This is a genomic window from Bradyrhizobium arachidis, assembly GCF_015291705.1.
Taxonomy (GTDB): Bacteria; Pseudomonadota; Alphaproteobacteria; order Rhizobiales; family Xanthobacteraceae; genus Bradyrhizobium; species Bradyrhizobium arachidis.
Window position 1 is genome coordinate 30262 of sequence record NZ_CP030050.1, and the last position, 26427, is coordinate 56688.

Sequence of the window (26427 nt, forward strand, 5' to 3'; positions counted from 1 at the left end):
GTGGAGACAGCTACGCCCTCACACCCCGGCCATCATCACGTATTTGATCTCGACATATTCTTCCATGCCGTGACGCGAGCCTTCGCGGCCAAGGCCGCTTTCCTTGACGCCGCCGAAGGGCGCGACTTCCGTGGTGATCAGACCGGTGTTGACGCCGACCATGCCTGACTCCAGCGCTTCGGCGACGCGCCAGACGCGGCCGAGATCGCGGGAGTAGAAGTAGGAGGCGAGACCGAACGGCGAGGCATTGCACATCGCAATGACGTCCGCCTCGTCCTTGAAGCGGATCACCGGCGCAAGCGGGCCGAACGTCTCTTCCTGCGACACCAGCGAGTCCGGCTTGACGTCGGCGAGCACCGTCGGCTCGAAGAACGAACGACCGAGCTCGCTACGCTTGCCGCCGGTGACGACCTTGGCACCGCGCTTCACCGCATCCGCGATGTGGCGTTCGACCTTGTCGACCGCCTTCATGTTGATCAGGGGCCCCTGCGTGACGCCGCTCTCGGTGCCGTCGCCGATCTTCATCGCCGCGACCTTCTTCGAAAGCTTTTGCACGAACTCGTCGTAGATCTTGTCCTGGGCGTAGATGCGATTGGCGCAGACGCAGGTCTGGCCCATGTTGCGGTATTTCGAGACGATGGCGCCTTCGACCGCAGCATCGATGTCGGCATCGTCGAACACGATGAACGGCGCATTGCCGCCGAGCTCGAGGCCGAGCCGCTTCACGCCGACGGAGGCCTGCTGGTAGAGGATCTTGCCGACCGCGGTCGAGCCGGTGAAACCGACGAAGCGCACCGCCGGATGCTCGCACAGCACCTTGCCGATCGGCGGCGCGTCGCCGGTGATGATGTTGAGCACGCCCTTGGGGATGCCGGCCTTTTCGGCGAGCACGGCCAGCGCCAGCGCCGACAGCGGCGTCTCGTTGGCAGGCTTGAGCACCACGGTGCAGCCCGCGGCCAGCGCCGGCGACACCTTTCGCGTGATCATGGAGTTCGGGAAATTCCACGGTGTGATGGCGCCGCAGACGCCGATCGGCTGCTTGATCGCAAGCAGTCGCGCATCCGGCCGCTGCGTCGGGATGGTCTCGCCATAGACGCGGCGCGCCTCTTCGGCAAAGAACTCGATATAGGCGGCGCCGATATCGACCTCGCCGAGCGCTTCCGACAGCGGCTTGCCCTGCTCGGAGGTGAGGATCAGCGCAAGGTCCTCGCGATTGGCGATGATCAGCTCGAACCATTTGCGCAAAATGTTGGAGCGCTGTTTTGCGGTGTGCTTGGCCCAGGCCGGGAACGCACGCTCGGCGGCTTCGACCGCCTTGGTCGTATCGTCCGCACCGAGCTGCGGGACCTTGGCGATCTCGACCCCGGTCGCAGGATTGTTGACGGCGAACACCGGCATGCCGACCCAAGCGCCGTCGATGTAGCAGGCTTCCTTCAGCAGCGAGGGGTCCTTCAACCGGTCGCGCAGAGTGGCGGTAGATTGTTGAGCGCGTGCGGCGGCGGTCGGGGTCATGGCGTTGCTCCTCGGGACATCGATTGGCCCGGAATATAAGGAGAGACGGCGCGCAATGCACCGTCCCGCAACGCACATCTGATGGGAGCTAAGCTGGGGGCGGCCTTAGGCCGCGCCGCTCATATAGGTCTCGCGCCGGCCGATCATGCGCTCGGCGGCGGCCTTGGCATCGGCCTTCGATGAGGTCGCACACGTCCGGTATTCGAGATCGGGAACGTCGGAGGTGTCGCGGCGGCCGAACCACGACTTCGAGCCGACCGGCAGCAGCGCCAGCGACTGCGCGAGATTGTCGACCGCGTCGAACGAGTAGAGTGCGCCGGTGCCGGCGATCCGGACCTCGTAAATGCCCGGCGAGATCGGCGCCTCCAGATTGTCTCCTCGTCCAGGACGGGGATAGCGCTTCCATTCGCTCCAGGTCGAAATCATTTGAGGTCCCCCTCGCGGTCTTGAACGACCGCAAATTGCATCAAGTTCTAACGTCAGGCGCCGATCGGGCCATGTGCTGAACGCCGCAACGCACAAAATGTTTCAAGTGCTTCAAACACTGAAAACATATCGCCTGCGTCCATCCAAGGTCACGGCGAGTTGCGGCCATCCACCGCAGATTGTGACGGAGTGTTGCACCTCAGCCCGTGTTGTCGTCCTGCGGCGACAGCGCACCGTCAAGTCACGACATCGCGACCGGCGCGCAAGTTGAGAGACTTGCCGCACGCGACCTCAGGGAGGACAATCGATCACTTCCAACAATAATCAAACCGGAGGAAACGCGTATGCATAGCCAAGCCGAGATCGACGAGATCCTGCGTAAGACAAGCGACGCCAAGGAAATCCCCGGCGTGGTCGCCATCGCCGCGAGCGGCAGCGACGTGCTGTATCATGGCGCGTTCGGCAAACGCGATTTGTCGAAGCCCGACGCGATGACCGAGGACAGCGTGTTCTGGATCGCCTCGATGACGAAGGCGGTGACATCGGCGGGCGCGATGCAACTGGTCGAGCAAGGCAAGCTGTCGCTCGATAAGCCGATCGGCGAGGTGCTGCCCGACCTCGCCAAGCCGCAGGTGCTCGAAGGCTTCGACGCCGCGGGCGAGCCGAAGCTGCGGCCGGCGAAGGGGCCGATCACGCTGCGCCAGCTCATGACCCACACCGCCGGTTTTGCCTACAATGTGTGGAATGGCGATCTCGCACTCTATTTGGAGAAGACCGGAACCCCGAACATCTTCTCCTGCCAGGACATCGCGCTGAAGACGCCGATCATGTCTGATCCCGGCACGCGCTGGGAATATGGCATCAACATCGACTTCGTCGGCAAGGCCGTGGAAGCCGTCAGCGGCAAGCGGCTCGATGCCTATCTGCGCGACAATCTCTTCACCCCGCTCGGCATGAGCGACACCGGCTTCAAGATCACCGACAACATGCGCAAGCGGCTGGTCGCCACCCATGCTCGCGGCGAGGATGGATCGCTGGCGCCGATCCCGTTCGAGATCGAGCAGAATCCGGAATTTTGCATGGGTGGTGGCGGCCTTTACGGCACTGCCGGCGACTACATCAAGTTCACCCAGATGATCCTCAGCAAGGGCCGCGGCAACGGAAACCAGGTGTTGAAGCCCGAAACGGTCGCGCTGATGGGCCAGAACCACATCGGCGACCTCACCATTGGCAAGATGACGACGGTTGCGCCCATGTACACCAACGATGTCGATCTCTTCCCTGACATCGTGAAGAAGTGGGGACTGTCCTTCCTGATCAACACAGCCAAAACGCCGGAGGGCCGCAGTGCCGGCAGCCTCGCCTGGGCTGGTCTCGCCAACACCTATTTCTGGATCGACCCGGCGCGCGATGTTTCCGGCGTGATCCTCATGCAGGTGTTGCCGTTCATCGACGCCAAGTGCATCGAGGCCTTCACAGGATTCGAACGTGGAATCTATGCCGGGCTCGATGCGGGGAGCGGACAGAAGGCGGCGTGAGGCGACTTGGCGTACGGCCCTGCCCCCACGACGATTGTCATCCCCCGCGAAAGCGGGGGATCCAGTACGCCGCGGCTCCTCGATGATCCACTGATGTCTCGGAATACTGGATCGCCCGGTCAAGCCGGGCGATGACAGCAGAGGTTGAGGCGCGACTTTCCTAAACCGTCAGCCCGCGCTGTTTCGCCAATTCCTTCAGCGACACTTGCGGGCGGGCGCCGATGTGCTGGATCACTTCGGCGGCGGCAAGCGCGCCGAGCTCGCCGCACTGCTTGTGGGACAGATCGCGCGCGAGGCCGTAGAGGAAGCCCGCCGCGAACAGATCGCCGGCGCCGGTGGTGTCGACCAACTGCTTGATCGGCGAAGCCGGAGCGGCGACCGCGTCCGTCGGCGTCACCACCACGCAGCCCTTCTCGCTGCGGGTGACGACGCCGAGCTTGACGTCATTGCGCAGCTGCTTCAGCGCGGTGTCGAAGTCCGAGGTCATGTAGAGCGAGTGCAGCTCGGACTCGTTGGCGAACACGATGTCGACGGTACCGTTGCGCATCAAGCCCAGAAACTCGTCGCGATAACGGTCGACGCAGAACGAGTCCGACAGCGTCAGCGCCACCTTGCGCTTGGCCTCATGTGCGATGCCGGCCGCCTTGACGAAGGCGTCCTTGGCGTTCTTGGGGTCCCAGAGATAGCCCTCGAGATAGACGATGCCGGCAGACGCGATCTCGGCCGGATCGATGTCGGCGGGCGAGAGGTCCTGCGCGGCGCCGAGATAGGTGTTCATGGTGCGCTCGCCGTCGCCGGTCACCAGGATGTAGGAGCAGCCGGTGGCGGGACCGTCCTTGGCGGCGGGCGTGTTGAAGGCGACGCCGGCCGCGCGGATGTCGTGGACATAGAGCTTGCCGATCTGGTCGTCCTTGACCTTGCCGACATAGGCCGCGCGGGCCCCCAGGCTGCCGACGCCGACAATAGTGTTGGCGGCAGATCCGCCCGAGACTTCCGTCGCCGGACCCATGTCTGCGTAGATCGCGGCGGCACGCGCCTCGTCGATCAGGGACATGCTGCCCTTGGTCATCGCATGCTTGGCCAGAAAGGCCTCATCGGTCCGGACCAGCACGTCGAACAGCGCGTTGCCGATGCCGAGAACGTCATATTTCACGTCAGCCATTCACCTTGATCCTGTTTGGCGGATTGCGATTACCGGCAAAATCCGCTTCCTGTCGGCCTGAAATCCGGCTCGCGGCCTATCACGACCGGGCCTGCACGGGCAAGCAACGGTATTATAACAGCCGATGATCCGCTCCTTCCTGACCGTTTCGACGGGAACACTGGCCTCGCGGCTGCTGGGCTTTGCCCGCGATTCCCTGATCGCGGCGCTGCTCGGCACCGGGGCGGTGGCGGACGCGTTCCTGGCCGCGTTCCAGCTCGTCAACGTTGTGCGGCGCCTGCTCAGCGAGGGCGCGCTGAATGCGGCCCTGATCCCGGCCTGGCTGCGCGTCCGTGAGCGCGACGGCGAAGAGGCCGCCTCCGCCTTCGCAGGCCGCGTGCTCGGCACGGTCAGCGTGGTGCTGATCGCGGTCTCGGTCGTCATCGCGTTGGTGATGCCGCTGATCATTACGATCATCGCGCCGGGCTTTCTCGGCAGCGCGACGCTCGATCTCGCGGTCCAGAACGCGCGGCTGATGCTGCCCTATCTCGCCTTCGCCGGCCCCGTCACGGTGCTGATGGGGCTATTGAATGCGCAGGGGCGGTTTGCGCTGACGGCGTTCTCGCCGCTGCTGTTCAACATCGCGCTGATCGCCGCGATCGCGATGCTGCTCGTCTGGCATGCCGATGCACCTCTCGCCGCGTGGATGCTGGCGGCCACGGTCGGCGTCGCAGGCCTGCTGCAACTCGCGATGCTGCTGTCGCAGCGAAGTGCAAACCTCGCGACGCCGCTGCGCGTCAGCTTCGACACGGAGATACGCGGCTTTTTCGCCAAGGCGATCCCCGGCATGATCGCAAGCTCGGGCCCGCAATGGCTGATGGTGGCCGGCGCGATCATCGCGTCCGCGACGCCCTCCGCCGTATCCTGGCTCTATTTCGCCAACCGCCTGATCGAGCTGCCGCTCGGCATCGTCGGCGTCGCCATGGGCACCGTGCTGGTGCCGGAGCTGACGCGCGCGGTGGGGAGCGGCGACCGCGACGCGGTGGCGCATGCGGAATCGCGCGCGCTGGAGCTTGCCACGGGGCTGGCGCTGCCGGCGACGCTCGGCCTGATCGTGCTGGCCGAGCCGATCGTGCGGCTGCTGTTCGAGCATGGCGCCTTCGGCGCCGAGGACAGCGTCGCCACCGCGCATGCGCTGATGTGGCTGGCGCTGGGCCTGCCGGCCCACGTGCTGATCAAGGCGCTATCGCCGGCCTTCTTCGCCCGCAGCGACACGATGACGCCGCTCATTGCCACGGCCAAAGGCTTTGTGGTGGCAATCGCCCTCGCCGTCCTGCTCGACCATTTCTTCGGCGCGAGCGGGATCGCCGCGAGCATCGCGGCCGGCGCCTGGAGCAGCGCGCTTTCGCTGCTCCGGAAAGGCACCAGCGAATTCGGCTTCTCGGTCGATACAGCCGCGCGAAAGCGGCTGCCGCGGATCGTGCTCGCCGCGGCCGCCATGGGCGCCCTGCTCTGGCTGACCGCGGATCTCATCCCGGCCGAAGCGCACGGTCTGATCCGCTTCATCGTGCTGGGCGCGCAGATCGGCGCCGGGATTGCCGTCTACGGCCTGCTGCTGCAAATCCTCGGCGCGGCCTCCTGGCGCGAGGCGGCCAGTGCCTTGAAGCGGCCCGCCCCGCAGGACCAGCGCGCGTGAGGGGCGCGAATTACCCTTGACGGGGCAGCGCCGCTGTTGGAAACGACGGCCGAATACCTATGGGAAGGCTTACCATGCCATTCGTTGAACGGGTCTTTTCGGGCGTCCAGCCGACCGGTAATCTGCACCTCGGCAATTACCTCGGCGCGATCGTCAATTTCGTGAAGATGCAGGAAACCCACAACTGCATCTATTGCGTCGTCGACATGCACGCGATCACGCAAGGCGTGGACGTCTGGGGCGGCCCGGCCGAGCTCGCGCGCAACACCCGCGAAGTCACCGCAGCCTTCATCGCCAGCGGCATCGATCCGAAGAAGCACATCGTGTTCAACCAGAGCCAGGTCTCCGGCCACGCCGAGCTCGCCTGGATCTTCAACTGCGTCGCGCGCATGGGCTGGCTCGGCCGCATGACCCAGTTCAAGGAGAAGGCGGGCAAGGACCGCGAGAACGCCTCGGTCGGTCTGTTCGACTATCCCGTGCTGATGGCCGCCGACATCCTGCTCTACCGCGCCACCCACGTTCCGGTCGGCGAGGACCAGAAGCAGCATCTCGAGCTCTCGCGCGACATCGCGCAGAAGTTCAACAACGATTTCGGCGATTCCATCCGCGCGCAGGGCACCAATGACGGCCTGTTCTTCCCGTTGCCGGAACCCTTGATCACGGGCCCGGCGACGCGCGTGATGAGCTTGCGCGACGGCACCAAGAAGATGTCGAAGTCGGATGCATCCGACAATTCGCGCATCAATCTGACCGACGATGCCGACACCATCGCGCAGAAGATCCGCAAGGCCAAGACCGATCCGGAGCCGCTACCGACCGAGGAGAAGGGCCTCGAGGCCCGCCCCGAGGCCGACAATCTGGTCGGCATCTTCGCCGCGCTCTCCGGCCGCCCCAAGGCCGACGTGCTCAGGGATTTCGGCGGCGGCCAGTTCTCCAGCTTCAAGAATGCGCTGGCGGAGCTCTGTGTGACCAAGCTCGCGCCGATCGCCGGCGAGATGAAGCGCCTCGTCGCCGACCCCGGCCATATCGACACCATCCTGAACGATGGTTCCGACCGCGCCCGCGCTATCGCCGAAGAGACCATGAACCTCTCGAAGGACATCGTCGGCTTCATCCGCCGGCGCTGATGATGGCTTAGCGAAACCCGGCCTGCGCCACCGCGCCGGCCGCTTCTCCCCTCCCCAACTTTGCGGGAGTGTGGCAGCATGCCGTCCCTGCACATTCCGGGACATGCATGACCACCAAGCGACTTTGCTTCGAGCCGGGTCACAAGCCCAAATGCCTCGTCATCGTCGACGACACCGCCGAATGGGATCGGGCGGTCTACTATGCCAGCCGCTGGGCGATCCGCGCCGGCGGCGGCGTGGTGATGCTGCGCATCATCGAGCCTGAGCAGCAGAGCCAGGAATGGCTTGGGGTGGCCGAGATCATGCGCGCCGAGGCGCATGAAGCGGCGGAAGCCGCGCTCGACCGCGCCGCGGGCAGGGCCAATGGCATCGCCGCGATCACGCCGGAGCGGGTGATCCGCGAAGGCGCGGCGATGGAACAGCTGCTCGCGGTGATCGACGAGGATCCCGACATCGCCATGCTGGTGCTCGCCGCCAATCCCGGCGCCGAAGGCCCCGGGCCGCTGGTCGCGCTGCTCGCGCATGAGCTCGGCACGTTCCCGGTGCCGGTGACGATCATCTCGGGCGCGCTGAGCGACCAGAGCGTGGATTCGCTGTCGTAGCGGCGCTGCCTCTTACCCTCCCCTGGAGGGGGAGGGGAGGAAGGCACCTAACCCCCTGATATAACAGCAAAACGCCCTTCCCGCCCCTTGATCGTGCGTTCGCCGTCGCCATCTGCTACTGGATGGAGCACGCGCCGGCCTTGAACCGGCGACGTCTGGAGAAAGCCATGTTCATTCAAACCGAAGCCACCCCCAATCCCGCCACGCTGAAATTCATTCCCGGCCGCGTCGTCGTCGACGGCAGCCCAATGGAATTTTCGAGCCGCGAATCGGCCGCGCGCTCGCCGCTGGCCGAAAAGCTGTTCGACGTGCCCGGCGTCACCGGCGTGTTCTACGGATCGGATTTCATCACCGTGACCAAGGCGAGCGGTGAGTGGCAGCAGCTCAAGCCCGCGATCCTCGGTGCCATCATGGAGCACTACATGTCCGGCGCGCCGCTGCTCGCCGACGGCACCGTGACCAGCGATGCCGATCTCGACGACGAGGACGAGTTCTTCGACGAGGCCGATGCCGAGACGGTCGACATGATCAAGGACCTGATCGAGACCCGCGTGCGACCGGCGGTCGCCAATGACGGCGGCGACATCACCTTCCGCGGCTTCAAGGACGGCATCGTCTATCTCAACATGAAGGGCGCCTGCTCCGGCTGCCCGTCATCGACCGCGACGCTTCAGCACGGCATTCAGAATTTGCTCAAGCACTTCGTGCCCGACGTGGTCGAAGTCCGGCCGATGTGAGCTCGGCATCCTGGGTGCCGTAGGGTGGGCAAAGCGAAGCGTGCCCACCTTCTCTGCCATAAGATAAAGGTGGTGGGCACGGCGCAAGAGCGCCTTTGCCCACCCTACGGGATCTCTTCGTAAGAGACCTCGCTTACGCCGCCTGGCCGATGCTTGCGGCCTCTTCCGCCGCCCTGCGCATGTTTGCCGACATCTCGCTGGTGACCGTGCTCTGCTCCTCGACGGCCGCGGCCGTTGACGACACGTACTCGCTGACGCCCTGGATCGCGCTCTTGATGGATTCCAGCGCGCCGACGACGTCGACCGAGATGCCATTGAGATTGCCGATCTCCTGCTCGATCCGGTCGGCGGCCTGCTTGGCCTGATTGGCGAGGTTCTTCACTTCCGATGCGACCACCGCAAAGCCGCGACCGGCCTCGCCGGCGCGGGCGGATTCGATGGTGGCATTCAGCGCCAGCAGATTGATCTGGCCGGTGATGTTGCCGATGAGCTGCACGATCGTGCTCATCGATTCCGCCGCCTGCGTCAGCCGATGCGCCTGCTGGTCCGCCGCCTCGACCCGATCGACCGCGGTCGATGCGGTCTCGCGCGAGCGCGTCATCGCTTCGGCGATCTCGCGCACCGATGCGTTGAGCTCCTCGGCGCCGGCGGCGACCGATTCCATCATGTCGCGCACCTTCTCGCTGCGCTTGCGCGCGATCACCTGCGCGGTGGTGTCAGAGGCGTATTTCACGACCTTGAACGGATTGCCGTTGAGGTCGCGGATCGGATTGTAGGACGCCTGGATGAAGACCTGGCGGCCGCCCTTGCCGACGCGCTGATATTCGCCGGACTGGAATTCGCCGGCGTTGAGCCTGGCCCAGAAGGCGCGATAGGCTTCGCTGTCGCGCTCGTCGGCGCCGACGAACATGCTGTGATGCTTGCCTGATATCTCGGACAGCGTATAGCCGAGCGCACTGAGGAAGTTCGCATTGGCGGTCAGAATCTTGCCGTCCATGCTGAACTCGATCACCGCCTGCGACTTGCCGATCGCCTCGATCTGGCCGGCGAAATTCGCGTTCGACAGCTTCTGCGCGCTGACGTCGGTGGCGAATTTCACCACCTTGAACGGCTTGCCGGCGTCATCGAGGATCGGATTGTAGGAGGCGAGGATCCAGACCTCCTTCCCACCCTTGCCAAAGCGTTTGTACTCGCCGGACTGGAATTCGCCGCGGCCGAGCTTCGCCCAGAACTCGCGATAGGCTGCGCTGTCGCACTCGCCGGCGCCGACGAACATGCTGTGGTGACGGCCCTGGATCTCGTCGAGCCGGTAGCCGACCGTCGCCAGAAAGTTCTCGTTGGCGGTGATGATGGTGCCGTCGAGATTGAATTCGATCACCGCCTGCGCGCGGCCGATCGCGGAGATCTTGCCGGCATCTTCCAGGCTGCGGATCTTGCGCGCGGTGATGTCGGTCGCGAACTTGACGACCTTCACCGGCTTGCCGCCCTCGTCGATGATCGGATTGTAGGACGCCTGGATCCAGATCTCACGGCCGCCCTTGCCGAGCCGCTTGTACTCCGCGGACTGATATTCGCCGCGGGCGAGCCGTGCCCAGAATTCGCGATAGGCCGCGCTGCCCCGCTCCTCCGGCGTCACGAACATCGAGTGGTGCTTGCCTGCGATCTCGTCGAGCCGGTAGCCCATCGCGTGCAGGAAATTCTGGTTCGCGGTGATGATGGTGCCGTCGAGGTTGAATTCGATGACTGCCTGCGATCTCGAAAGTGCGGTGACCTGGGCCATAGCCTCGCGCGCTGAAGAGCCGCTTCGCCAAAAAGACATTAATAAAATCCTTCCAATTGCCCGGAACGCGCGTGGCTCGATCTGCCAAAAATGCATCGCCCGAGTCGTCGTTGACTCGCTTTTCCGCAACCGAAGGGTCTCACGTGATTGCTAATGCACTATTAATTTGAAACAATTTCAAGCACTTACACATCTTTTAGGTTGTAAATAATGCGATTGCATCAAATCGGGAGAGCCGATCAGGGCCGAGAATTGCATGCTTTTCCCGAAGACGTAGAATTACGGGAGAGGTCGACTTGCCGCGCCGCTGGCCGGTTGTGCAATCCTCAAACTTGGTTCTGGTTCTGTCGGTACAGGACCGACTAGATTGCAGCCATGCTGATCCTTGCCATCGATACCGCGCTGGAGGCGTGCGCGGCTGCCGTTCTCGACACCGACGCCGGCGAGCTGCTCGCGCAAGAATCGTTGCTCATGAAGCGCGGTCATGCCGAGGCGCTGATGCCGCTGATCGCACGCGTGATGCAATCGGCAGGCCTCGCGTTCACTGCGCTCGACCGCATCGCGGTCACGACCGGGCCCGGCAGCTTCACCGGCCTGCGCGTCGGCATCTCGGCGGCACGCGGGCTTGCGCTCGCCGCCGGCAAGCCGGCGGTCGGAGTGACCACGCTGTCGGCCTATGCCGCGGCCATCGTCAGCCGGAACGAGACGGTGCCCGTGATCTCGGCGATCGACGCGCGGCATGACCACGTTTATTTCCAGATCGTCGCCGGCGACGGCAGCCAGCTGGTGCGGCCGGGCGTCGCTCCGATCGCCGAGGCCATCGCGGCCTCGCAGTTCGGCGCTCCGCATCTGGTCGGCAATGCCGCAAGCATCCTCGCCGAGCGCTGGCCGACGGACGCAACGCAGCCCGTTGCGGTGGACGCGCAGCCCGCACCCGACATCGGCTGGATCGCGTGGCTTGGCGCTGCGGCCGATCCCGAGACGAATCCGGCGCGGCCGTTCTATCTGAAGGCGCCCGACGCAAAGCCGGCCGCATTGCCGCCGCTCGCACAAGCCGCAACCTCATGATGAGCTGGTTGTCGGAATGGTGGCGCGGCGGCACGGCCGCCGTCGAGCCCGCCTCCGCGCGCGACGCCGCGCGGCTCGCGCAGCTGCACGGCGCGTCGTTTGCGCGCGGCTGGGGCGAAGGCGAATTCGAAAGCATGATGATCGAGCGCAACACGCTGGTGCATCGCTTGCGCCTCGGCCGCAACACGATCGGCTTTGCGGTGTCGCGGATCGGCGCCGACGAGGCGGAAATCCTCTCGATTGCAGTCGACCGGGCCCATCGCGGCCGCGGTCTTTCGCGGACACTGCTGATGACCCATCTCGGCCACCTCGCCGGGCGCGGGGTGCGCACAATATTTCTCGAAGTCGAGGAAAATAACCAGCCGGCGCGGCGGCTCTACGATGGGGCCGGATTCATGGTGGTGGGCCGCCGCGAACGCTACTATAAGCAGCCGAACGGGGAACAATTGAACGCCCTTCTGATGCGACGTGACTTGTCGTAACATCGATGGCAGAAAGCGCCCCGCCAGGCAGACACATCATGACCGCACTGAAACCTTCTTCCGCATCCAAGGCGTCCGGCATCGAGGCGCGCTGTGCCGCCACCGGCATGCGCATGACCGAGCAGCGCCGTGTCATCGCCCGCGTGCTGGCCGAGGCGGTCGATCATCCCGATGTCGAGGAATTGTACCGGCGCTGTGTCGCCGTCGACGACAAGATCTCGATCTCGACGGTGTATCGCACCGTGAAACTGTTCGAGGATGCCGGCATCATCGAGCGCCATGATTTCCGCGAGGGCCGCGCGCGCTACGAGACGATGCGCGACAGCCATCACGACCACCTCATCAATCTGCGCGACGGCAAGGTGATCGAGTTCACCTCCGAAGAGATCGAGAAGCTGCAGGCGGAGATCGCCCGCAAGCTCGGCTATCGCCTGGTCGATCACCGGCTCGAGCTCTATTGCGTCCCGCTCGACGACGACAAGCCCACGTCTTAAGTAAGTCTAGTGTCCATCGATCTCATCATCTTCGATTGCGACGGCGTGCTCGTGGACAGCGAGGCGATCTCCTGTCGCGCGCATGCTGATGTGCTCACCCGCCACGGTTATCCGATCACGTCGGCACAGGTGTCCGAACGCTTCCTCGGCCGCTCGACAAAACAGGCCAATCTCGAGATCGAAGCCGAGCTCGGCCGTAAATTGCCCGACGCCTATCACGGCGATCTGCAGGACGAGCTGTTTCGCGCCTTCGAAGCCGACCTCGAAGCGATCCGCGGCATCCACGACGTGCTCGACGTCCTGACGCAACGTATCTGCGTTGCCTCGAGCGGTTCGCATCCGCGCATGCAAGTGAGCTTAGGGAGCACGGGGCTCTATGAACGCCTCGCGCCGAACATCTTCTCGTCCTCGCAAGTGACGAATGGCAAACCCGCACCGGATCTGTTCCTGTTCGCGGCCAAGGAAATGGGCGTGCCGCCGGAACGCTGCGTCGTCATCGAGGACAGTCTGGCCGGCATTACCGGCGCACGGGCGGCCGGGATGAAAGTATTCGGCTTTTACGGTGGCAGTCATTGCGGCGCCGGCCATGCCGAAATCCTGCGCCAGGCCGGGGCCGACCTGACCTTTGCCGACATGCACCAGCTGCCGGAGCTGGTCCGGCGGGTCGAGGCCGACGCCCTGACAGGCTGATTTCGCGCCTCCCGGTCATTCCGGGGCACGCGCGGCGCGCGTGAAGTGCGGAATCCAGAGGTTTTGGCGCGAGATTCCGGGTTCGCGCTGGCGCGCGCCCCGGAATGACGGCCGAAATGGCCTCCTTCGCTGGATTTTCGGCCCTCCAGCCTATATCTGAGGGCCGTCCTCCACCTCAATTTTCGGGTTCCATGACGCCGCCGCGCAAGCTGCACATCAAATCATATGGCTGCCAGATGAATGTCTACGATGCCCAGCGCATGGTGGACACGCTGGCTCCGGAAGGATTCGTGGAGACGGCGAGCGCCGAGGACGCCGACCTCGTCATCCTCAACACCTGCCATATCCGCGAGAAGGCCTCGGAAAAGGTCTATTCCGAGCTCGGGCGCTTACGCGTCGCCAAGGACGAGGCCGCGCGCTCTGGCCGCGCGATGCAGATCGCGGTCGCCGGCTGCGTGGCGCAGGCCGAGGGCGAGGAGATCGTGCGCCGTGCGCCTGTCGTCGACGTCGTGGTCGGGCCGCAGAGCTATCATCACCTGCCGGATCTCTTGAAGCGCGCCGGCAATGAAGGCCGCGCGATCGAGACCGAGTTTCCGGCCGCGGACAAGTTCGGCTTCCTGGCCCAGCCCAAGCCCGACGCGATCCGCGCGCGCGGCATCGCCGCCTTCGTCACGGTGCAGGAAGGCTGCGACAAGTTTTGTACGTTCTGCGTCGTGCCGTACACGCGAGGCTCGGAAGTTTCGCGACCGGTCGCGAAGATCGTCGACGACGTCAAGCGGCTTGCCGACAACGGCGTGCGCGAGCTCACGCTGATCGGCCAGAACGTCAACGCCTATCATGGCGAGGGCCCTGACGGGAAAACCTGGCCGCTCGGCCGCCTGCTCGAGCATCTCGCGACGATTCCCGGCATCGCACGGCTGCGCTATTCGACCAGCCATCCCCGCGACGTCGATGACAGTTTGATTGCGGCCCATCGCGATCTCGATGCCTTGATGCCGTTCGTGCACCTGCCGGTACAATCGGGCTCCGACCGGATTCTCGCTGCCATGAACCGGAAACATACCGCCGATGATTATCGGCGTGTCATCGACCGTTTCCGTACCGCACGCCAAGACATTGCTTTTTCATCAGATTTTATCGTCGGCTTCCCCGGCGAAAGCGAGCAAGATTTTCTCGCCACTCTCGCGCTTGTCACGCAAATCGGCTACGCTGCAGCATATTCGTTCAAATACTCCGCCCGGCCGGGAACGCCGGCCGCGGATATGCAGGAGACGGTGTCCCCCGCCGAGATGGACCAGCGATTGGAGCGGCTCCAGGAACTGATCGACAGCCAGCAAGCGGCCTTCAACAAGGCTGCGATTGGCTCAACGGTCGACGTGCTGTTCGAACGTCCGGCGCGCAAGGACGGCCAGATCGTCGGCCGCACCGCCTTCCTCCAGCCCGCGCATGTGATGGCCTCGCCCGACATCATCGGACAGATCCTGCCGGTCAGGATCGACAGCCTCGAGCGCTACAGTTTCCTCGGCGAGCTCGCCACACCGCGCAGCGCGCGCGAGCCCGCTTTATCGCAAGCCACTGGAGCCTGAACCCTTGCCCAAAAGCGCATCGGATTCGTCTTCTATCGCTCCCAGCCGCAAATTTGACCGCGACATGCAAGTTCCGCCCGAGACCCAGGTCGTCATCGACTTCGACGACAACCGCGCCGCATCCGCGCTGGTGGGCCCTTATGGCCAGCACCTCGCGCAGATCGAGCGGCGGCTCGGTGTCGTCGTCGACTCCAAGGGCAACCATATCACCATCGGCGGCACGCGCGACGGCTGCGATGCCGCGCGCCGCGTGCTGGAGACGCTCTACGCGCAAGCCGTGAAGGGACAGGACCTCGACCAGGGCGAGGTCGAGGGCGCGATCCGCGCCGTGATCGCGCAGGGGTCGCTGTTCGAATTCGACGCCAAATCGGCCAAGGCGACCTTCGACAGCATCAACTTGCGCAAGCGTCCGGTGCGCGCGCGCACCCCTGCACAGGATTCCTACATCCGCGCGCTAAAGCGGCACGAGCTGGTGTTCGGCATCGGCCCCGCCGGCACCGGCAAGACCTGGCTCGCGGTGGCGCATGCCGCGCAGCTGTTCGAGCGCAAGGAAGTCGACAAGATCATCCTGTCGCGTCCGGCGGTGGAAGCCGGCGAGCGGCTCGGCTTCCTGCCCGGCGATCTCCGCGAGAAGGTCGATCCTTATCTGCGCCCGATCTACGACGCGCTTTATGACCTCATGGATGCGCGCATCGTCGAACGCGCGCTGCAGACCGGCGAGATCGAGATCGCGCCGCTCGCCTTCATGCGCGGCCGCACGCTGACCAATGCCGCCATCATCCTGGACGAGGCGCAGAACACCACGTCGATGCAGATGAAGATGTTCCTCACTCGTTTGGGCGAGAACAGCCGCATGATCGTGACCGGCGATCCCTCGCAGATCGACCTGCCGAACGGCCAGACCTCGGGTCTCGCGGAAGCGACCAAGCTCTTGAGCGGCGTCGAAGGCATCGCACAAGTTCATTTCAAGGCCGAGGACGTGATCCGCCACGAGCTCGTGGCGCGGATCGTCGCCGCTTACGAAGGCTCGCCGCAGCGGCCGGCAGCCGATAAATCCTGACGGGACAACAGCCGGACCAAGCGGGCGCGGACACAGCGCCTCATCGTTCCGAACAAACACAATGTCACATCCGAACCTTCCCATGACCGAGGTCCTCGTCGTTGCCGATTGCTGGCAGCGCGAGCCCGATTCCGAAGCCGTGATCCAGCGCGCAGTTGCCGCCGCCGCCGAGGGCGTCGATGAAGACGTCGCCGACGCGGAAGTGGCTGTGATGCTGACCGATGACGCCGGCATCCGCACCCTCAACAGCAACTGGCGCGGCATCGACAAGCCGACCAACGTGCTGTCGTTCCCCGCGCTCCAGCCTGAGGGCGAGTGGAAGGAAGGCGATGCGCCGCGCATGCTCGGCGACATCGCGATCGCCTACGAGACCATGCGGCGCGAGGCGGACGAGGAACACAAGCCGTTCGACCATCATTTGAGCCATCTCGCCGTGCACGGTTTCCTGCATTTGATCGGCTACGACCACGAGAACGACGACGACGCCGAGGAAATGGAAGCGCTGGAGACGCAGATCCTCGCTCACCTCGGCATCCCCGATCCCTATGCCGAGCGCCCGGGGACGCACTGAGATGCCGGATTCAGAGCCTATTCACGACAATCCGCGCAACACGGCCAATCTGCCGGCCGTGGTGACGCCCGGCGAAGTTCTGCGCCCGACCGCGGAAGGCTGGTTGCTGCGCGCCATCCGCACGCTGTTCGGCTGGAAGGCCGGATCGGTGCGCGACGACCTCCAGGTCGTGCTCGACGCGACTACGCCCGACGACACCGGCTTCTCCGCGGTCGAGCGCACCATGCTGCGCAACATCCTCGGCCTGCACGAGCGCCGCATCGCCGACGTCATGGTGCATCGCGCCGACATCATCGCGGTGAAGCGCGACATCCCGCTCGGCGAGCTGATGGACCGCTTTGAGAGTGCCGGGCATTCGCGCCTTGTCGTCTACAACGAGACGCTCGACGATCCCGTCGGCATCGTCCACATCCGCGACCTGCTCGCATTCATGACCGTGCGTGCGCGCGTGTCGGAAGCCGCCAAGACCAAGCGCAAGAAGCCGCTGCCGGCCGGGCTCGACCTGCGGACGGTCGATCTCGCATTGCCGCTCGAGGATGCGCGCATCATCCGCAAGCTGCTCTACGTGCCGCCGTCGATGCGGGCGATCGATTTGCTCGCGCAGATGCAGGCGACGCGCATCCATCTGGCGCTGGTCGTCGACGAATATGGCGGCAGCGATGGCCTCGTTTCGCTGGAAGACATCGTCGAGCAGATCGTCGGCGAGATCGACGACGAGCACGACAGCGACGAGCCGCCGTCGATTGTGCGCCTGCCTGACAACGCTTTCATCGCCGACGCCCGCGCCAGCCTCGACGACGTCCGCACCGTGATCGGCGAGGACTTCGTCACCGGCGAGGCCGGCGAAGAGGTGGAGACGCTCGGCGGCTATCTCGTCAGCTTCGTCGGGCGCCTGCCGGTGCGCGGCGAGGTGATCTCGGGCCCCGGCAATTACGAGGTCGAGGTGCTCGATGCCGATCCGCGCCGCGTCAAGCGGCTGCGCATCTCGACACGCAAGGAACGCCCCGCCCCGCGCACCCAGCGCGAGAGCCGCCGCCGCGAGGCTGCGCCGGATAGCAGTCAGCCGCCGGCCGGCGACACGCCCACCCCGCCGCCGAGCGAGGGGACCGGCCAGCAGTGAGCGCGCTCCAGCGACTTCGGCAGATCGCGCTTGCCATCATCCTCACCTGGGGCTGGAAGCGTGCGCTCATCGCGATGGCGGCCGGCGCATTGTCGGTGCTGGCATTGGCGCCGTTCAATCTCTTCCCGGTACTGTTCATTACTTTTCCGGTGCTGGTCTGGCTGATCGACGGCGCCGGCGCGGGACGCTATCGCGGCGTGCCCGCTGCGGCGCTGACCGGCTACTGGTTCGGGCTCGGCTATTTCGTTCCCGGCCTCTACTGGATCGGCTACGCCTTCTTCGTCGACGCCGATGTGTTCGCCTGGCTGACGCCGTTCGCGGTGCTGGGCCTGCCGGCCTATCTGTCCATCTTCACGGCGATCGGCTTTGCGCTCGCGCGCCTGCTCTGGTCCAAGAACGCCACGCGCGTGCTTGCTCTCGCGGCTAGCCTCACCATCAGCGAATGGCTGCGCGGTCACGCGCTGACCGGCTTTCCCTGGAACGCGTTCGGCTACGCGCTGTCCGAGCCGCTGCCGCTGGCGCAGACGGCGTCGCTAATCGGGCTGTGGGGCATGACGTTCCTGACGGTTGCGATCTTTGCGAGCCCTGCGACGCTGATCGACCGCACGCCCGATCGCCGCCTGCAATGGCGCGTGCCGGCGGCTGCGATCGCGCTCCTGATCGTCATGGCCATCTTCGGCGCAGTCCGGCTGTCGCTGCATCCGACCACGATGGTCGCGGGCACCAAGCTGCGGCTGATGCAGCCCGACCTGCAGCAGGACGCGAAATTCAACTACGCCGCCAAGGCGGAGGTGATGAAGAAATACCTCGCGCTGTCGGACCGCGCCTCCGGGCCGCAATCGACCGGCGTGCGCGATGCCACCATCCTGATCTGGCCGGAATCCGCCTTTCCGTTCTTCCTGACCCGCGAAGCGGACGCGATGGCGCAGATCGCCGAGCTGCTGCCGAAGGGCACGACGCTGATCACGGGTTCGGTGCGCGCGCCCGATTTGCCGCGCGGCGTGCCGATCACACGCGCCTACAATTCGATCTATGTGATCGATCACGACGGCAGCGTGCTCTCGGTCTACGACAAACTGCACCTCGTGCCGTTCGGCGAATTCCTGCCCTATCAGAATTTGATGGAGAAGCTCGGCTTCGAGCAACTCACGCGCGTGCGCGGCGGCTTCATTCCCGGAACCGTGCGACATGCCCTTTCGGTACCGGGCGCGCCGAGCGCGCTGCCTCTGATCTGCTACGAGGCCATCTTTCCCGGTGAAGTTGCCGGACGCAACGAGCGTCCAGGCTGGATCGTGAATCTCACCAATGACGGCTGGTTCGGCATCTCGACCGGCCCTTATCAGCATCTCGAGCAAGCGCGCATGCGCGCGATCGAGCTCGGATTGCCGCTGGTGCGCTCCGCCAATACCGGCGTCTCCGCGGTGATCGATCCGGTCGGACGAACGATTGCCAGCCTCGGTCTCGGCATCGAAGGCATTTTGGATGCAAGCCTGCCCGCCGCGATCCCGCCGACCGTTTATGCGCGCGTCGGCGATGCGCCGGCAGCGATGCTCGTCGCGCTGGCGGTATTTCTGGCGCTCCGCCGCCGTGTTGCGAAGCGGCACCCCTGATCGCACCGTTGCCGCCGGCCGGGCCGGAATCCTTTGACAACCGTAGTCCCACGGTTGACAGACTGCACGCGGGTTCCCCATTCTGCACGGGCTGCGAAAGACAGCTGTGCATTGCTAAATTTCTCCGCAATGTGACCCAATAACAGGGTTTGATTTTGACGATGCTGGCACCTGAGGCAACTTGCTGATTGCGCTGAGGGTGGTGTTTGGAGGCTGAGGAAATGTCGAAAGCGCCCAACCCTGTTGACAAATATGTCGGCAGTCGCGTGCGTATGCGCCGCATCATGTTGGGCATGAGCCAGGAAAAGCTCGGTGAAGCTTTGGGCCTGACTTTCCAGCAGATTCAGAAGTACGAGAAGGGCACCAACCGCGTCGGCGCGAGCCGCATCCAGCAGATCGCCGAGATTCTCCAGGTGCCGGTATCGTTCCTGTTCGAGGGCGGACCGAGCGGCGTGCCGGGGCCGGATGGCTTCAGCGAAGGCGCCTCGCCCTCTTACGTCTCCGACTTCCTCGCGACCTCCGAAGGTCTCGCGCTGACCAAGGCGTTCACCCGAATCACTGATTCGAAGATGCGTCGCTCGATCGTCGATCTCGTCGAGCAGATCGCCGCGCGCGAAGGCCCCGACAAGCGCTGAGGCGCCGCCTCGATCCGATTTGAGACTGCGCGAAATCTGGCCTATGTCGTCATTTGCGGCCGCGTTTTGTTGCGCGCCCTTTCCGATGATGCAGTTCGAAGGCACAGATGCGTTCATGACCAGCGCCAATTGGTTCGATACCCAAACTATTCTCGATGGCATCCGCCGCTGGGTGGAGATCGAGACACCGACGGACACACCCGAACAGGTCAACAGACTGATGTCGCTGGTCGCGGAGCAACATCGCGATCTGCCTGTCACGCTCGAACGCGTCGCCGGCATCGATGGCTGCGGCGATCATCTCATCGCGCGTTCGACGTGGGGACAGGACCAGCCGGGCATCCTGGTCCTCAGTCATCTCGACACCGTTCACCCCATGGGCTTCATCGAGCGCCTGCCGTTCAAGGTCGAAGGCGACAGCGCGTTCGGTCCCGGCATCTACGACATGAAGGGCGGCGCCTACATCGCCCATCACGCCCTTCGCGCGCTTTGCGCCGATGGCAATCGCTCGCCGCTCGGCATCACCCATGTCTTCACCTCCGACGAGGAGATCGGCAGCCCCACCTCGCGTGCGCTGATTGAGAAGGAGGGACGCAAGGCGAAATACGTGCTGGTGACGGAGCCAGCGCGCGAGGGCGGCAAGATCGTCACCGGGCGCAAAGGCGTCGGACGCTTCCGCGTATTCATCAAGGGCGTGCCTGCGCATGCCGGCACGCGGCCTCAGGACGGCCGCAGCGCCGTCCGCGAGCTCGCCAACGTGATCCTGGCGCTCGAAGGCATGAACGATCTGAATCGCGGCGTCACCGTGAATGTCGGCGTGGCGCGCGGCGGCACCCGCCCCAACGTCACGCCGGAGGAGGCCTATGCCGAGGTCGATCTGCGCGTGCCGAGCTTTGCCGACGCAGAAGAATTCGTCGGCAAGATTCTCGGACTGACCTCGAAGACCGAAGGCGTCACCGTCACGGTCACGGGCGAACTCAATCGTCCGCCTTACGAGAAGAGCAATGCCGGCGCCTCGCTGTACGAGCATGCCAAGGCGCTCGCCACCGAAATCGGCTTCGAGCTGATCGACACCCACACCGGCGGCGGCTCGGACGGCAATTTCACTGCCGCGCACACCGCAACGCTCGACGGCCTCGGCGTCGACGGCAAGGGCGCGCATACTCATTATGAGCAGCTCTACGTCTCCTCGCTCGCGCCGCGCGCGCGGCTGCTGCATCGCCTGTATCAGACGCTGCGATGATCGACCGCAAATCAGATCCAGATCGCGACGACAGCGAGCGCGCCTTCTTCGGACGCCGCAAGGGCCACAAGCTGCGGCAGCACCAGGCCGAGCTGATCGATCAGCTGCTGCCGCATCTCGCGCTCGACATTGAGAGTGAGGCGCCGGCGAATGCTGCGGAGATCTTCGATCCCGCAGCAGACGATGTGCGGCTCGAGATCGGATTCGGCGGCGGCGAGCATCTTGCGGCGGAAGCACAGCACTTCACGACGACCGGCTTCATCGGCTGCGAGCCCTATGTCAACGGCATGGCAAAAATCCTCGCGCAGATCGAGGCTGCCAATATCGGCAACATCCGCCTGTTCGCCGGCGATGCCGCCGAGCTCGTGGCGTGGCTGCCGCCGGCGTCGCTGTCGCGGATCGACCTGATCCATCCCGATCCCTGGCCGAAGCGGCGGCACTGGAAGCGGCGCTTCGTCCAGGACAGGACGATCGCCGCGATGGCGCGTGTGCTGAAGAGCGGCGGCGAATTCCGCTTCGTCTGCGACATCGACGATTATTGCGCCTGGACGCTGTCGCATCTGGCGCGCTCTTCCGATTTCGTCTGGCTTGCCGAACGCGCCGACGATTTCCGCCAGCCATGGGCCGGCTACACCATGACGCGCTACGGCCGGAAGGCTGCGCGTGAGGGCCGCAAGGCGGCGTACTTGCGGTTCAGGCGGAAATGATTGTCGTTCCGGGGCGATGCGCAGCATCGAACCCGGAACGACCAGCAAAGAAAACTCAGATCGCTTGCCGGTTGCGCCAGAAATTGACGACGCGTTCGGCCGTCGCGGGCATCAGGCGCGTGAAGTTCACGCGAGCCTGCTCGATGTCGGCATCGGCCGGCGTGCGATGCGGCCCGTACCACATCAGCACCAGCGCGCGCACCGTGGGCCAGCCGAGATTCAGCATGCGGCCCAGCACCAGGATCGGATCGTAACGGTCGCCCGCGATCAGGCGGTCGAGGATCGAGAGGCGGACGCCGGACATCGCCGACAGCGAAGCGATCGATTCCTCGTATTTGTGCGCCTTGGCGAAGCCGAGCAGCGCGCTCTCACCGAGATGACCCTCGCGGTGCAGTGCGAGCACGGTGCGCTGCGCGCCCGAGTAATCGCGGCGTGGCCCCGGCGGCAGCGCGGCCTCCTCGATCGCCGCCATGGCCCGCTTGATCTCGACCTGACGCACGGGATTGACCACGGTGGAGAGACGTCGGCGGATGACGTCGAGCGTGCCGTCGAGCAGCTCCTTCAGATTCTCACCCGAGAGATCGCTGCGCTGACCAATCTTCAGCGTGAGCACGCCGTCCTGCGCCGCGCGCTTGATCAGCTCGGAATAGCTGCCGGGCGAGAACACGGCGCCGGCATTGCCCGCGGCGCGACGCACCACGTCGCGATCGCCGCGCTCGACCAGCACGTCGGTGATGACAGAAGACAGAACGGGACGCTCGGTCATCGCCAGCAGATGGCCCTGGCCCTTCAGCCGCGCGATCTCGACCAGAGCGGCGTCGTCGAGCACGGGCGAGCGGCGCAGCACGGGGCCCGCCACCATGATGTCGTTTTCGTGCGCGAGCTGGTTGACCAGATGCGGAGGCGCATTGTTCAGGCGCGAGAAGCGCTCGGCGAGATCGATCCGCGAGGCGAGCTCGGCATGGGGGACGAGATCGGTCAGGAGATTGTCGAAGAGATCGATCAGCTCGGGACGGAGCCTTTCGGGATCCTGGAAGAACAGGTCGGAGATGGCGCGCGCGATCTCGCCACGACGCCTGGGGTCGCCGCGTTTGACGATATCGTCCAGTCCGGGAATGAGCGACGTGGCAACGGTCATGAAAACGCAAACTCGTACAGGGCACGCCGCGGGTGCGCCCTTGGTCCAAGCCGCCCCACAATCAGGGAATTTAGGCCTGCTTGATGAAAGAAGCGTTGCCGCTGGGGACCGCGAATGGGGGCCCAAAAAGCCTCCTTGCCCCCGCGATGGGCCTTGTCCGGGAGGACGGAAAGGGCTATATCAGCGCCAATTCATCTTCTCATACGATCCGCGTAGTGAGAGTGGGCCCGAAAGGACCCGCTCTTTTTTATTACCTGAGCGCGGCTCGGCGGAAGATGCGGCCCGACGCGCTGTCGGGAAAGTTCCAAAGCGGGCTTTGTTAACCAAGCCTTAACCCAAGCATTAATCAACGAGCGCCTTGATCCCTGCGATGACCGAACCGACCACTGGTTCCACCGATGCCGAGTTGCTGGCCGAGCCGAGGCTCGTGGTCGAGCCGGGCGTGGCGGCACGGGTATCTGCGGTCGCAACGCCTGTGCTGGAAGGCATGGGTTACCGCCTGGTGCGGATCCGCATCTCTGGCGAGGCCGGCTGCACCGTGCAGATCATGGCCGAGCGGCCGGATGGCTCGATGCAGCTCGAGGATTGCGAGGCGATCTCGCGGGCGCTGTCGCCCGTGCTCGACGTCGCCGATCCCATCGACCGCGCCTACCGGCTGGAAATCTCATCGCCGGGGATCGATCGTCCGCTTGTGCGCCGTTCCGATTTCGAGCGCTATTCCGGGCATCTCGTCAAGATCGAGATGGCGGTTGCCCATGAGGGGCGGAAGCGGTTCCGTGGCATGATCGGGGCTGTGGAAGGCGACCGCGTGCATCTGCATCGCGATGACGTCAAGGCGGGCGATAATCCCGACGTGCTCCTGACGATGGAAGACATCGGCGAGGCACGGCTGGTGCTGACCGACGAGCTGATCGCCGAATCCATGCGCCGCGGCAAGGCCGAGGAGCGGCAGATGCGCCGGGATCTCGGCCTGGAACCGCCGCAAGCACCGCACGCCAAGATCAGCGAAAAGACCACCAAGAACACCAAGCCGAAGAAGAAGCCGGCCCCGACCAATACCAAGAAGCATCGCCTGGCCGCCGAACGCGCGCGGCGTGGCGAGATCGAGCCTGACGAAGGAGACTAGCCATGGCAGTCAGCGCCAATCGACTTGAATTGCTCCAGATCGCCGACGCCGTTGCGCGCGAGAAATCGATCGACCGCGGCATCGTCATCGCCGCGATGGAGGACGCCATCGCCAAGGCCGCGCGCGCCCGTTACGGCAGCGAGACTGACGTTCATGCCGAGATCGACCCGAAGAAGGGCGAGCTGCGGCTGTCGCGCCACATGCTGGTGGTCGACAAGGTCGAGAACCACTCCAACCAGATCTCGCTGGTCGATGCGCAGCGCGCCAATCCGGGCGCCCAGGTCGGCGACACCATCGCCGACACCCTGCCGCCGCTGGAATACGGCCGCATCGCCGCTCAGTCGGCCAAGCAGGTGATCGTGCAGAAGGTGCGCGAGGCCGAGCGCGACCGTCAGTATCAGGAATTCAAGGACCGCATCGGCGACATCGTCAACGGCGTCGTCAAGCGCGTCGAATATGGCAGCGTGATCGTCGATCTCGGCCGTGGCGAAGCCATCATCCGCCGCGACGAGATGCTGCCGCGCGAAGTCTTCCGCAACGGCGACCGCGTCCGTGCCTATATCTTCGACGTCCGCCGCGAGACGCGCGGCCCGCAGATCTTCCTCTCCCGCACCCATCCGCAGTTCATGGCGAAGCTGTTCGCGCAGGAAGTGCCTGAGATCTATGACGGCATCGTTGAGATCAAGGCGGTCGCCCGCGATCCGGGCTCGCGCGCGAAAATCGGCGTGATTTCCCGCGATTCCTCGGTCGACCCGGTCGGCGCCTGCGTCGGTATGCGCGGCTCGCGCGTGCAGGCCGTGGTGAACGAATTGCAGGGCGAGAAGATCGACATCATCCCGTGGTCGCCCGACATCGCGACCTTCGTGGTCAACGCGCTGGCGCCGGCCGAAGTCTCCAAGGTCGTCATCGACGAAGACCGCGAGCGCATCGAGGTCGTGGTGCCTGACACCAACAACCAGCTCTCGCTGGCGATCGGCCGCCGCGGCCAGAACGTGCGTCTGGCCTCGCAGCTCACCGGTTGGGACATCGACATCCTGACCGAGCAGGAGGAATCGGAGCGCCGTCAGGCCGACTTCGAGAACTCCACCCGCGTCTTCATGGAATCGCTCAACGTCGACGAAGTGGTCGGCCAGCTCCTGGCGTCCGAAGGCTTCACCTCGGTTGAGGAACTCGCGATGGTGGACCTCAAGGAACTCGCCAGCATCGAAGGCTTCGACGAGGAGACCGCGCAGGAGCTCCAGAGCCGTGCCCGCGAATATCTCGAGCAGCAGGAAGCCGAGATCGAAGCCCGCCGCAAGGAGCTGGGTGTCGAGGACGCTGTCAAGGACGTCCCCGGCGTGACCTCGAAGATGCTGGTGAAGTTCGGCGAGAATGACATCAAGACGGTCGACGACCTCGCCGGCTGCGCCACCGACGATCTGGTCGGCTGGACCGAGCGCAAGGAAGGCGGCGAGCAGACCAAGTTCGCCGGTGCGCTCGACGGCCTCGGCATCTCCCGCGACGAGGCGGAAGCCATGATCATGCAGGCCCGCGTCAAGGCCGGCTGGATCACCGAGGCCGATCTCGCCAAGCCCGCTGAAGAGGCCGAGGCGACCGAAGGTCAGCCGGCTTAAGGACGAAGGAGAATGTCGCCCGGATGCTCGCAGACACTGCTCACGAACTTGACCATGGACCGCGGACCGAAAGGTCCGCGACCATGCGCATGTGCGCGGTCAGTCGCGAGGTCCGGCCGATCGACGAGCTGATCCGCTTCGTCATATCGCCTGACGGGCAGATAGTTCCCGATCTCAAGCGCAAGCTGCCCGGGCGCGGCATGTGGATCACCGCCTCGCGCGAGGCGGTTGCGGAAGCCGTCCGGCGTCACCAATTTAGCAAAGCCTTCAAGCGCGAGCTGCGCACCCCTCAGACGCTTTCCGCCGATATTGAGGCGCTCCTGGTTCGGAGCGTGACGGAAGCCCTTGGGATCGCCGCCAAGGCGGGCCAGGTCGTAGCCGGCTTCGGCAAGGTCGAAAGCGCGCTTCGGGAAGGCACGGTCGAGGTCCTGATCCACGCCAGCGACGGGGCCGCGGACGGAATCCGCAAATTGGACATGCTGGCGCGTCAAAATGCCGGGAATCGCGGCGCCAAGCCGCAGATTCCCGTCGTCACCACACTGAAATCGGTAGAATTGGATTTGGCACTAACCCGGTCAAATGTGATACATGCTGCCCTGCTCGCGGGCCCGGCGAGCAAGTCATTCCTGTCGCGTAGCCAGATGCTGGTCCGATACCGGATGGCGGACGCTGACAAGACTGCCGAAAAGCCCGGCCAGGATTTCTGAGAGACAACGACGACCCGA

Annotated in this window: 25 protein-coding genes; 20 read left to right on the plus strand and 5 right to left on the minus strand. The window is 64.9% G+C overall.

What is annotated here, in order from left to right:
- Window positions 1-18: 18 nt before the first annotated feature.
- Both WN72_RS00130 and WN72_RS00135 read right to left on the minus strand, forming a co-directional pair.
- A complete protein-coding gene (locus WN72_RS00130; RefSeq protein WP_092211803.1) occupies window positions 19-1512 on the minus strand; it encodes an NAD-dependent succinate-semialdehyde dehydrogenase in 1494 nt (497 codons plus the stop codon).
- A 105-nt stretch (window positions 1513-1617) separates the two neighbouring features.
- Entirely contained in the window at window positions 1618-1938 is a 321-nt protein-coding gene (locus tag WN72_RS00135) for a hypothetical protein (RefSeq protein WP_027563939.1), read from the minus strand.
- 344 nt (window positions 1939-2282) lie between these two features.
- Here WN72_RS00135 and WN72_RS00140 point away from each other — a divergent pair, with 344 nt between their 5' ends.
- The gene (locus WN72_RS00140) at window positions 2283-3476 is read left to right on the plus strand and encodes a serine hydrolase domain-containing protein (protein ID WP_092211801.1); all 1194 of its coding nucleotides are present in this window, start codon (window positions 2283-2285) and stop codon (window positions 3474-3476) included.
- 160 nt (window positions 3477-3636) lie between these two features.
- Here the strand turns inward: WN72_RS00140 and WN72_RS00145 are convergent, their stop codons facing one another.
- Complete coding sequence (locus tag WN72_RS00145; protein WP_092211799.1) at window positions 3637-4638, minus strand: adenosine kinase; 1002 nt, start codon at window positions 4636-4638, stop codon at window positions 3637-3639.
- A 124-nt stretch (window positions 4639-4762) separates the two neighbouring features.
- On the opposite strand from WN72_RS00145, the gene murJ reads away from it, so the two are divergent.
- The 4 genes from murJ (at window position 4763) to WN72_RS00165 (ending at window position 8779) form a co-directional block, all read left to right on the plus strand.
- Entirely contained in the window at window positions 4763-6313 is a 1551-nt protein-coding gene (murJ, locus tag WN72_RS00150; protein WP_092211797.1) for a murein biosynthesis integral membrane protein MurJ, read from the plus strand.
- Window positions 6314-6387: 74 nt separating this feature from the next.
- A complete protein-coding gene (trpS, locus tag WN72_RS00155) occupies window positions 6388-7440 on the plus strand; it encodes a tryptophan--tRNA ligase (protein ID WP_027563935.1) in 1053 nt (350 codons plus the stop codon).
- A gap of 107 nt (window positions 7441-7547) precedes the next feature.
- Complete coding sequence (locus WN72_RS00160; protein ID WP_167380561.1) at window positions 7548-8042, plus strand: universal stress protein; 495 nt, start codon at window positions 7548-7550, stop codon at window positions 8040-8042.
- Between the two features lie 167 nt (window positions 8043-8209).
- Window positions 8210-8779: a NifU family protein gene (locus WN72_RS00165; protein WP_027563933.1), complete on the plus strand. Its 570-nt coding sequence runs from the start codon at window positions 8210-8212 to the stop codon at window positions 8777-8779.
- 133 nt (window positions 8780-8912) lie between these two features.
- Here WN72_RS00165 and WN72_RS00170 read toward each other — a convergent pair whose 3' ends face one another.
- Complete coding sequence (locus WN72_RS00170; RefSeq protein WP_092211793.1) at window positions 8913-10559, minus strand: methyl-accepting chemotaxis protein; 1647 nt, start codon at window positions 10557-10559, stop codon at window positions 8913-8915.
- Between the two features lie 375 nt (window positions 10560-10934).
- On the opposite strand from WN72_RS00170, the gene tsaB reads away from it, so the two are divergent.
- From tsaB to trmB, 12 genes are all read left to right on the plus strand, one after another.
- Window positions 10935-11627 carry a tRNA (adenosine(37)-N6)-threonylcarbamoyltransferase complex dimerization subunit type 1 TsaB gene (gene tsaB / locus WN72_RS00175; protein ID WP_092211791.1) on the plus strand — a complete coding sequence of 231 codons (693 nt, stop codon included), beginning with the start codon at window positions 10935-10937 and terminating at the stop codon, window positions 11625-11627.
- A complete protein-coding gene (gene rimI, locus WN72_RS00180) occupies window positions 11624-12109 on the plus strand; it encodes a ribosomal protein S18-alanine N-acetyltransferase (RefSeq protein ID WP_092211789.1) in 486 nt (161 codons plus the stop codon). The genes tsaB and rimI overlap by 4 nt, the downstream gene beginning before the upstream one ends.
- A 38-nt stretch (window positions 12110-12147) precedes the next feature.
- Window positions 12148-12603 (plus strand): Fur family transcriptional regulator, encoded by a 456-nt coding sequence (locus tag WN72_RS00185; protein ID WP_027563929.1) that lies wholly within the window; start codon window positions 12148-12150, stop codon window positions 12601-12603.
- 9 nt (window positions 12604-12612) lie between these two features.
- The gene (locus WN72_RS00190) at window positions 12613-13293 is read left to right on the plus strand and encodes an HAD family hydrolase (protein ID WP_092211787.1); all 681 of its coding nucleotides are present in this window, start codon (window positions 12613-12615) and stop codon (window positions 13291-13293) included.
- A gap of 191 nt (window positions 13294-13484) precedes the next feature.
- Complete coding sequence (gene miaB / locus WN72_RS00195; RefSeq protein ID WP_092211785.1) at window positions 13485-14879, plus strand: tRNA (N6-isopentenyl adenosine(37)-C2)-methylthiotransferase MiaB; 1395 nt, start codon at window positions 13485-13487, stop codon at window positions 14877-14879.
- A 64-nt stretch (window positions 14880-14943) separates the two neighbouring features.
- Entirely contained in the window at window positions 14944-15939 is a 996-nt protein-coding gene (locus tag WN72_RS00200) for a PhoH family protein (RefSeq protein ID WP_092211783.1), read from the plus strand.
- Window positions 15940-16021: 82 nt separating this feature from the next.
- Window positions 16022-16510, plus strand: a complete 489-nt coding sequence (ybeY, locus tag WN72_RS00205; RefSeq protein WP_430640349.1) for an rRNA maturation RNase YbeY — start codon at window positions 16022-16024, stop codon at window positions 16508-16510.
- A gap of 1 nt (window position 16511) precedes the next feature.
- Window positions 16512-17630: a hemolysin family protein gene (locus tag WN72_RS00210; RefSeq protein WP_027563924.1), complete on the plus strand. Its 1119-nt coding sequence runs from the start codon at window positions 16512-16514 to the stop codon at window positions 17628-17630.
- Entirely contained in the window at window positions 17627-19240 is a 1614-nt protein-coding gene (lnt, locus tag WN72_RS00215; RefSeq protein ID WP_027563923.1) for an apolipoprotein N-acyltransferase, read from the plus strand. The genes WN72_RS00210 and lnt overlap by 4 nt, the downstream gene beginning before the upstream one ends.
- A gap of 221 nt (window positions 19241-19461) precedes the next feature.
- Window positions 19462-19875: a helix-turn-helix domain-containing protein gene (locus tag WN72_RS00220; RefSeq protein ID WP_018319423.1), complete on the plus strand. Its 414-nt coding sequence runs from the start codon at window positions 19462-19464 to the stop codon at window positions 19873-19875.
- Between the two features lie 85 nt (window positions 19876-19960).
- The gene (locus tag WN72_RS00225; protein ID WP_092211778.1) at window positions 19961-21118 is read left to right on the plus strand and encodes a M20 family metallopeptidase; all 1158 of its coding nucleotides are present in this window, start codon (window positions 19961-19963) and stop codon (window positions 21116-21118) included.
- Window positions 21115-21825, plus strand: coding sequence for a tRNA (guanosine(46)-N7)-methyltransferase TrmB (gene trmB, locus WN72_RS00230; protein WP_092211776.1), 711 nt, complete (start codon window positions 21115-21117; stop codon window positions 21823-21825). The genes WN72_RS00225 and trmB overlap by 4 nt, the downstream gene beginning before the upstream one ends.
- Before the next feature lie 55 nt (window positions 21826-21880).
- On the opposite strand, the gene WN72_RS00235 is transcribed toward trmB, so the two are convergent.
- A complete protein-coding gene (locus tag WN72_RS00235; protein ID WP_092211774.1) occupies window positions 21881-22963 on the minus strand; it encodes a DUF2336 domain-containing protein in 1083 nt (360 codons plus the stop codon).
- A gap of 370 nt (window positions 22964-23333) precedes the next feature.
- Here WN72_RS00235 and rimP point away from each other — a divergent pair, with 370 nt between their 5' ends.
- Genes rimP through WN72_RS00250 form a run of 3 tightly spaced genes read left to right on the plus strand, consistent with a single transcriptional unit; the run spans window position 23334 to window position 26409 of the window.
- Entirely contained in the window at window positions 23334-24089 is a 756-nt protein-coding gene (rimP, locus tag WN72_RS00240; protein ID WP_027563919.1) for a ribosome maturation factor RimP, read from the plus strand.
- Between the two features lie 2 nt (window positions 24090-24091).
- Window positions 24092-25702: a transcription termination factor NusA gene (gene nusA, locus WN72_RS00245; RefSeq protein WP_092211772.1), complete on the plus strand. Its 1611-nt coding sequence runs from the start codon at window positions 24092-24094 to the stop codon at window positions 25700-25702.
- A gap of 23 nt (window positions 25703-25725) precedes the next feature.
- Window positions 25726-26409, plus strand: coding sequence for an RNA-binding protein (locus tag WN72_RS00250; protein ID WP_092211770.1), 684 nt, complete (start codon window positions 25726-25728; stop codon window positions 26407-26409).
- Window positions 26410-26427: the final 18 nt, after the last annotated feature.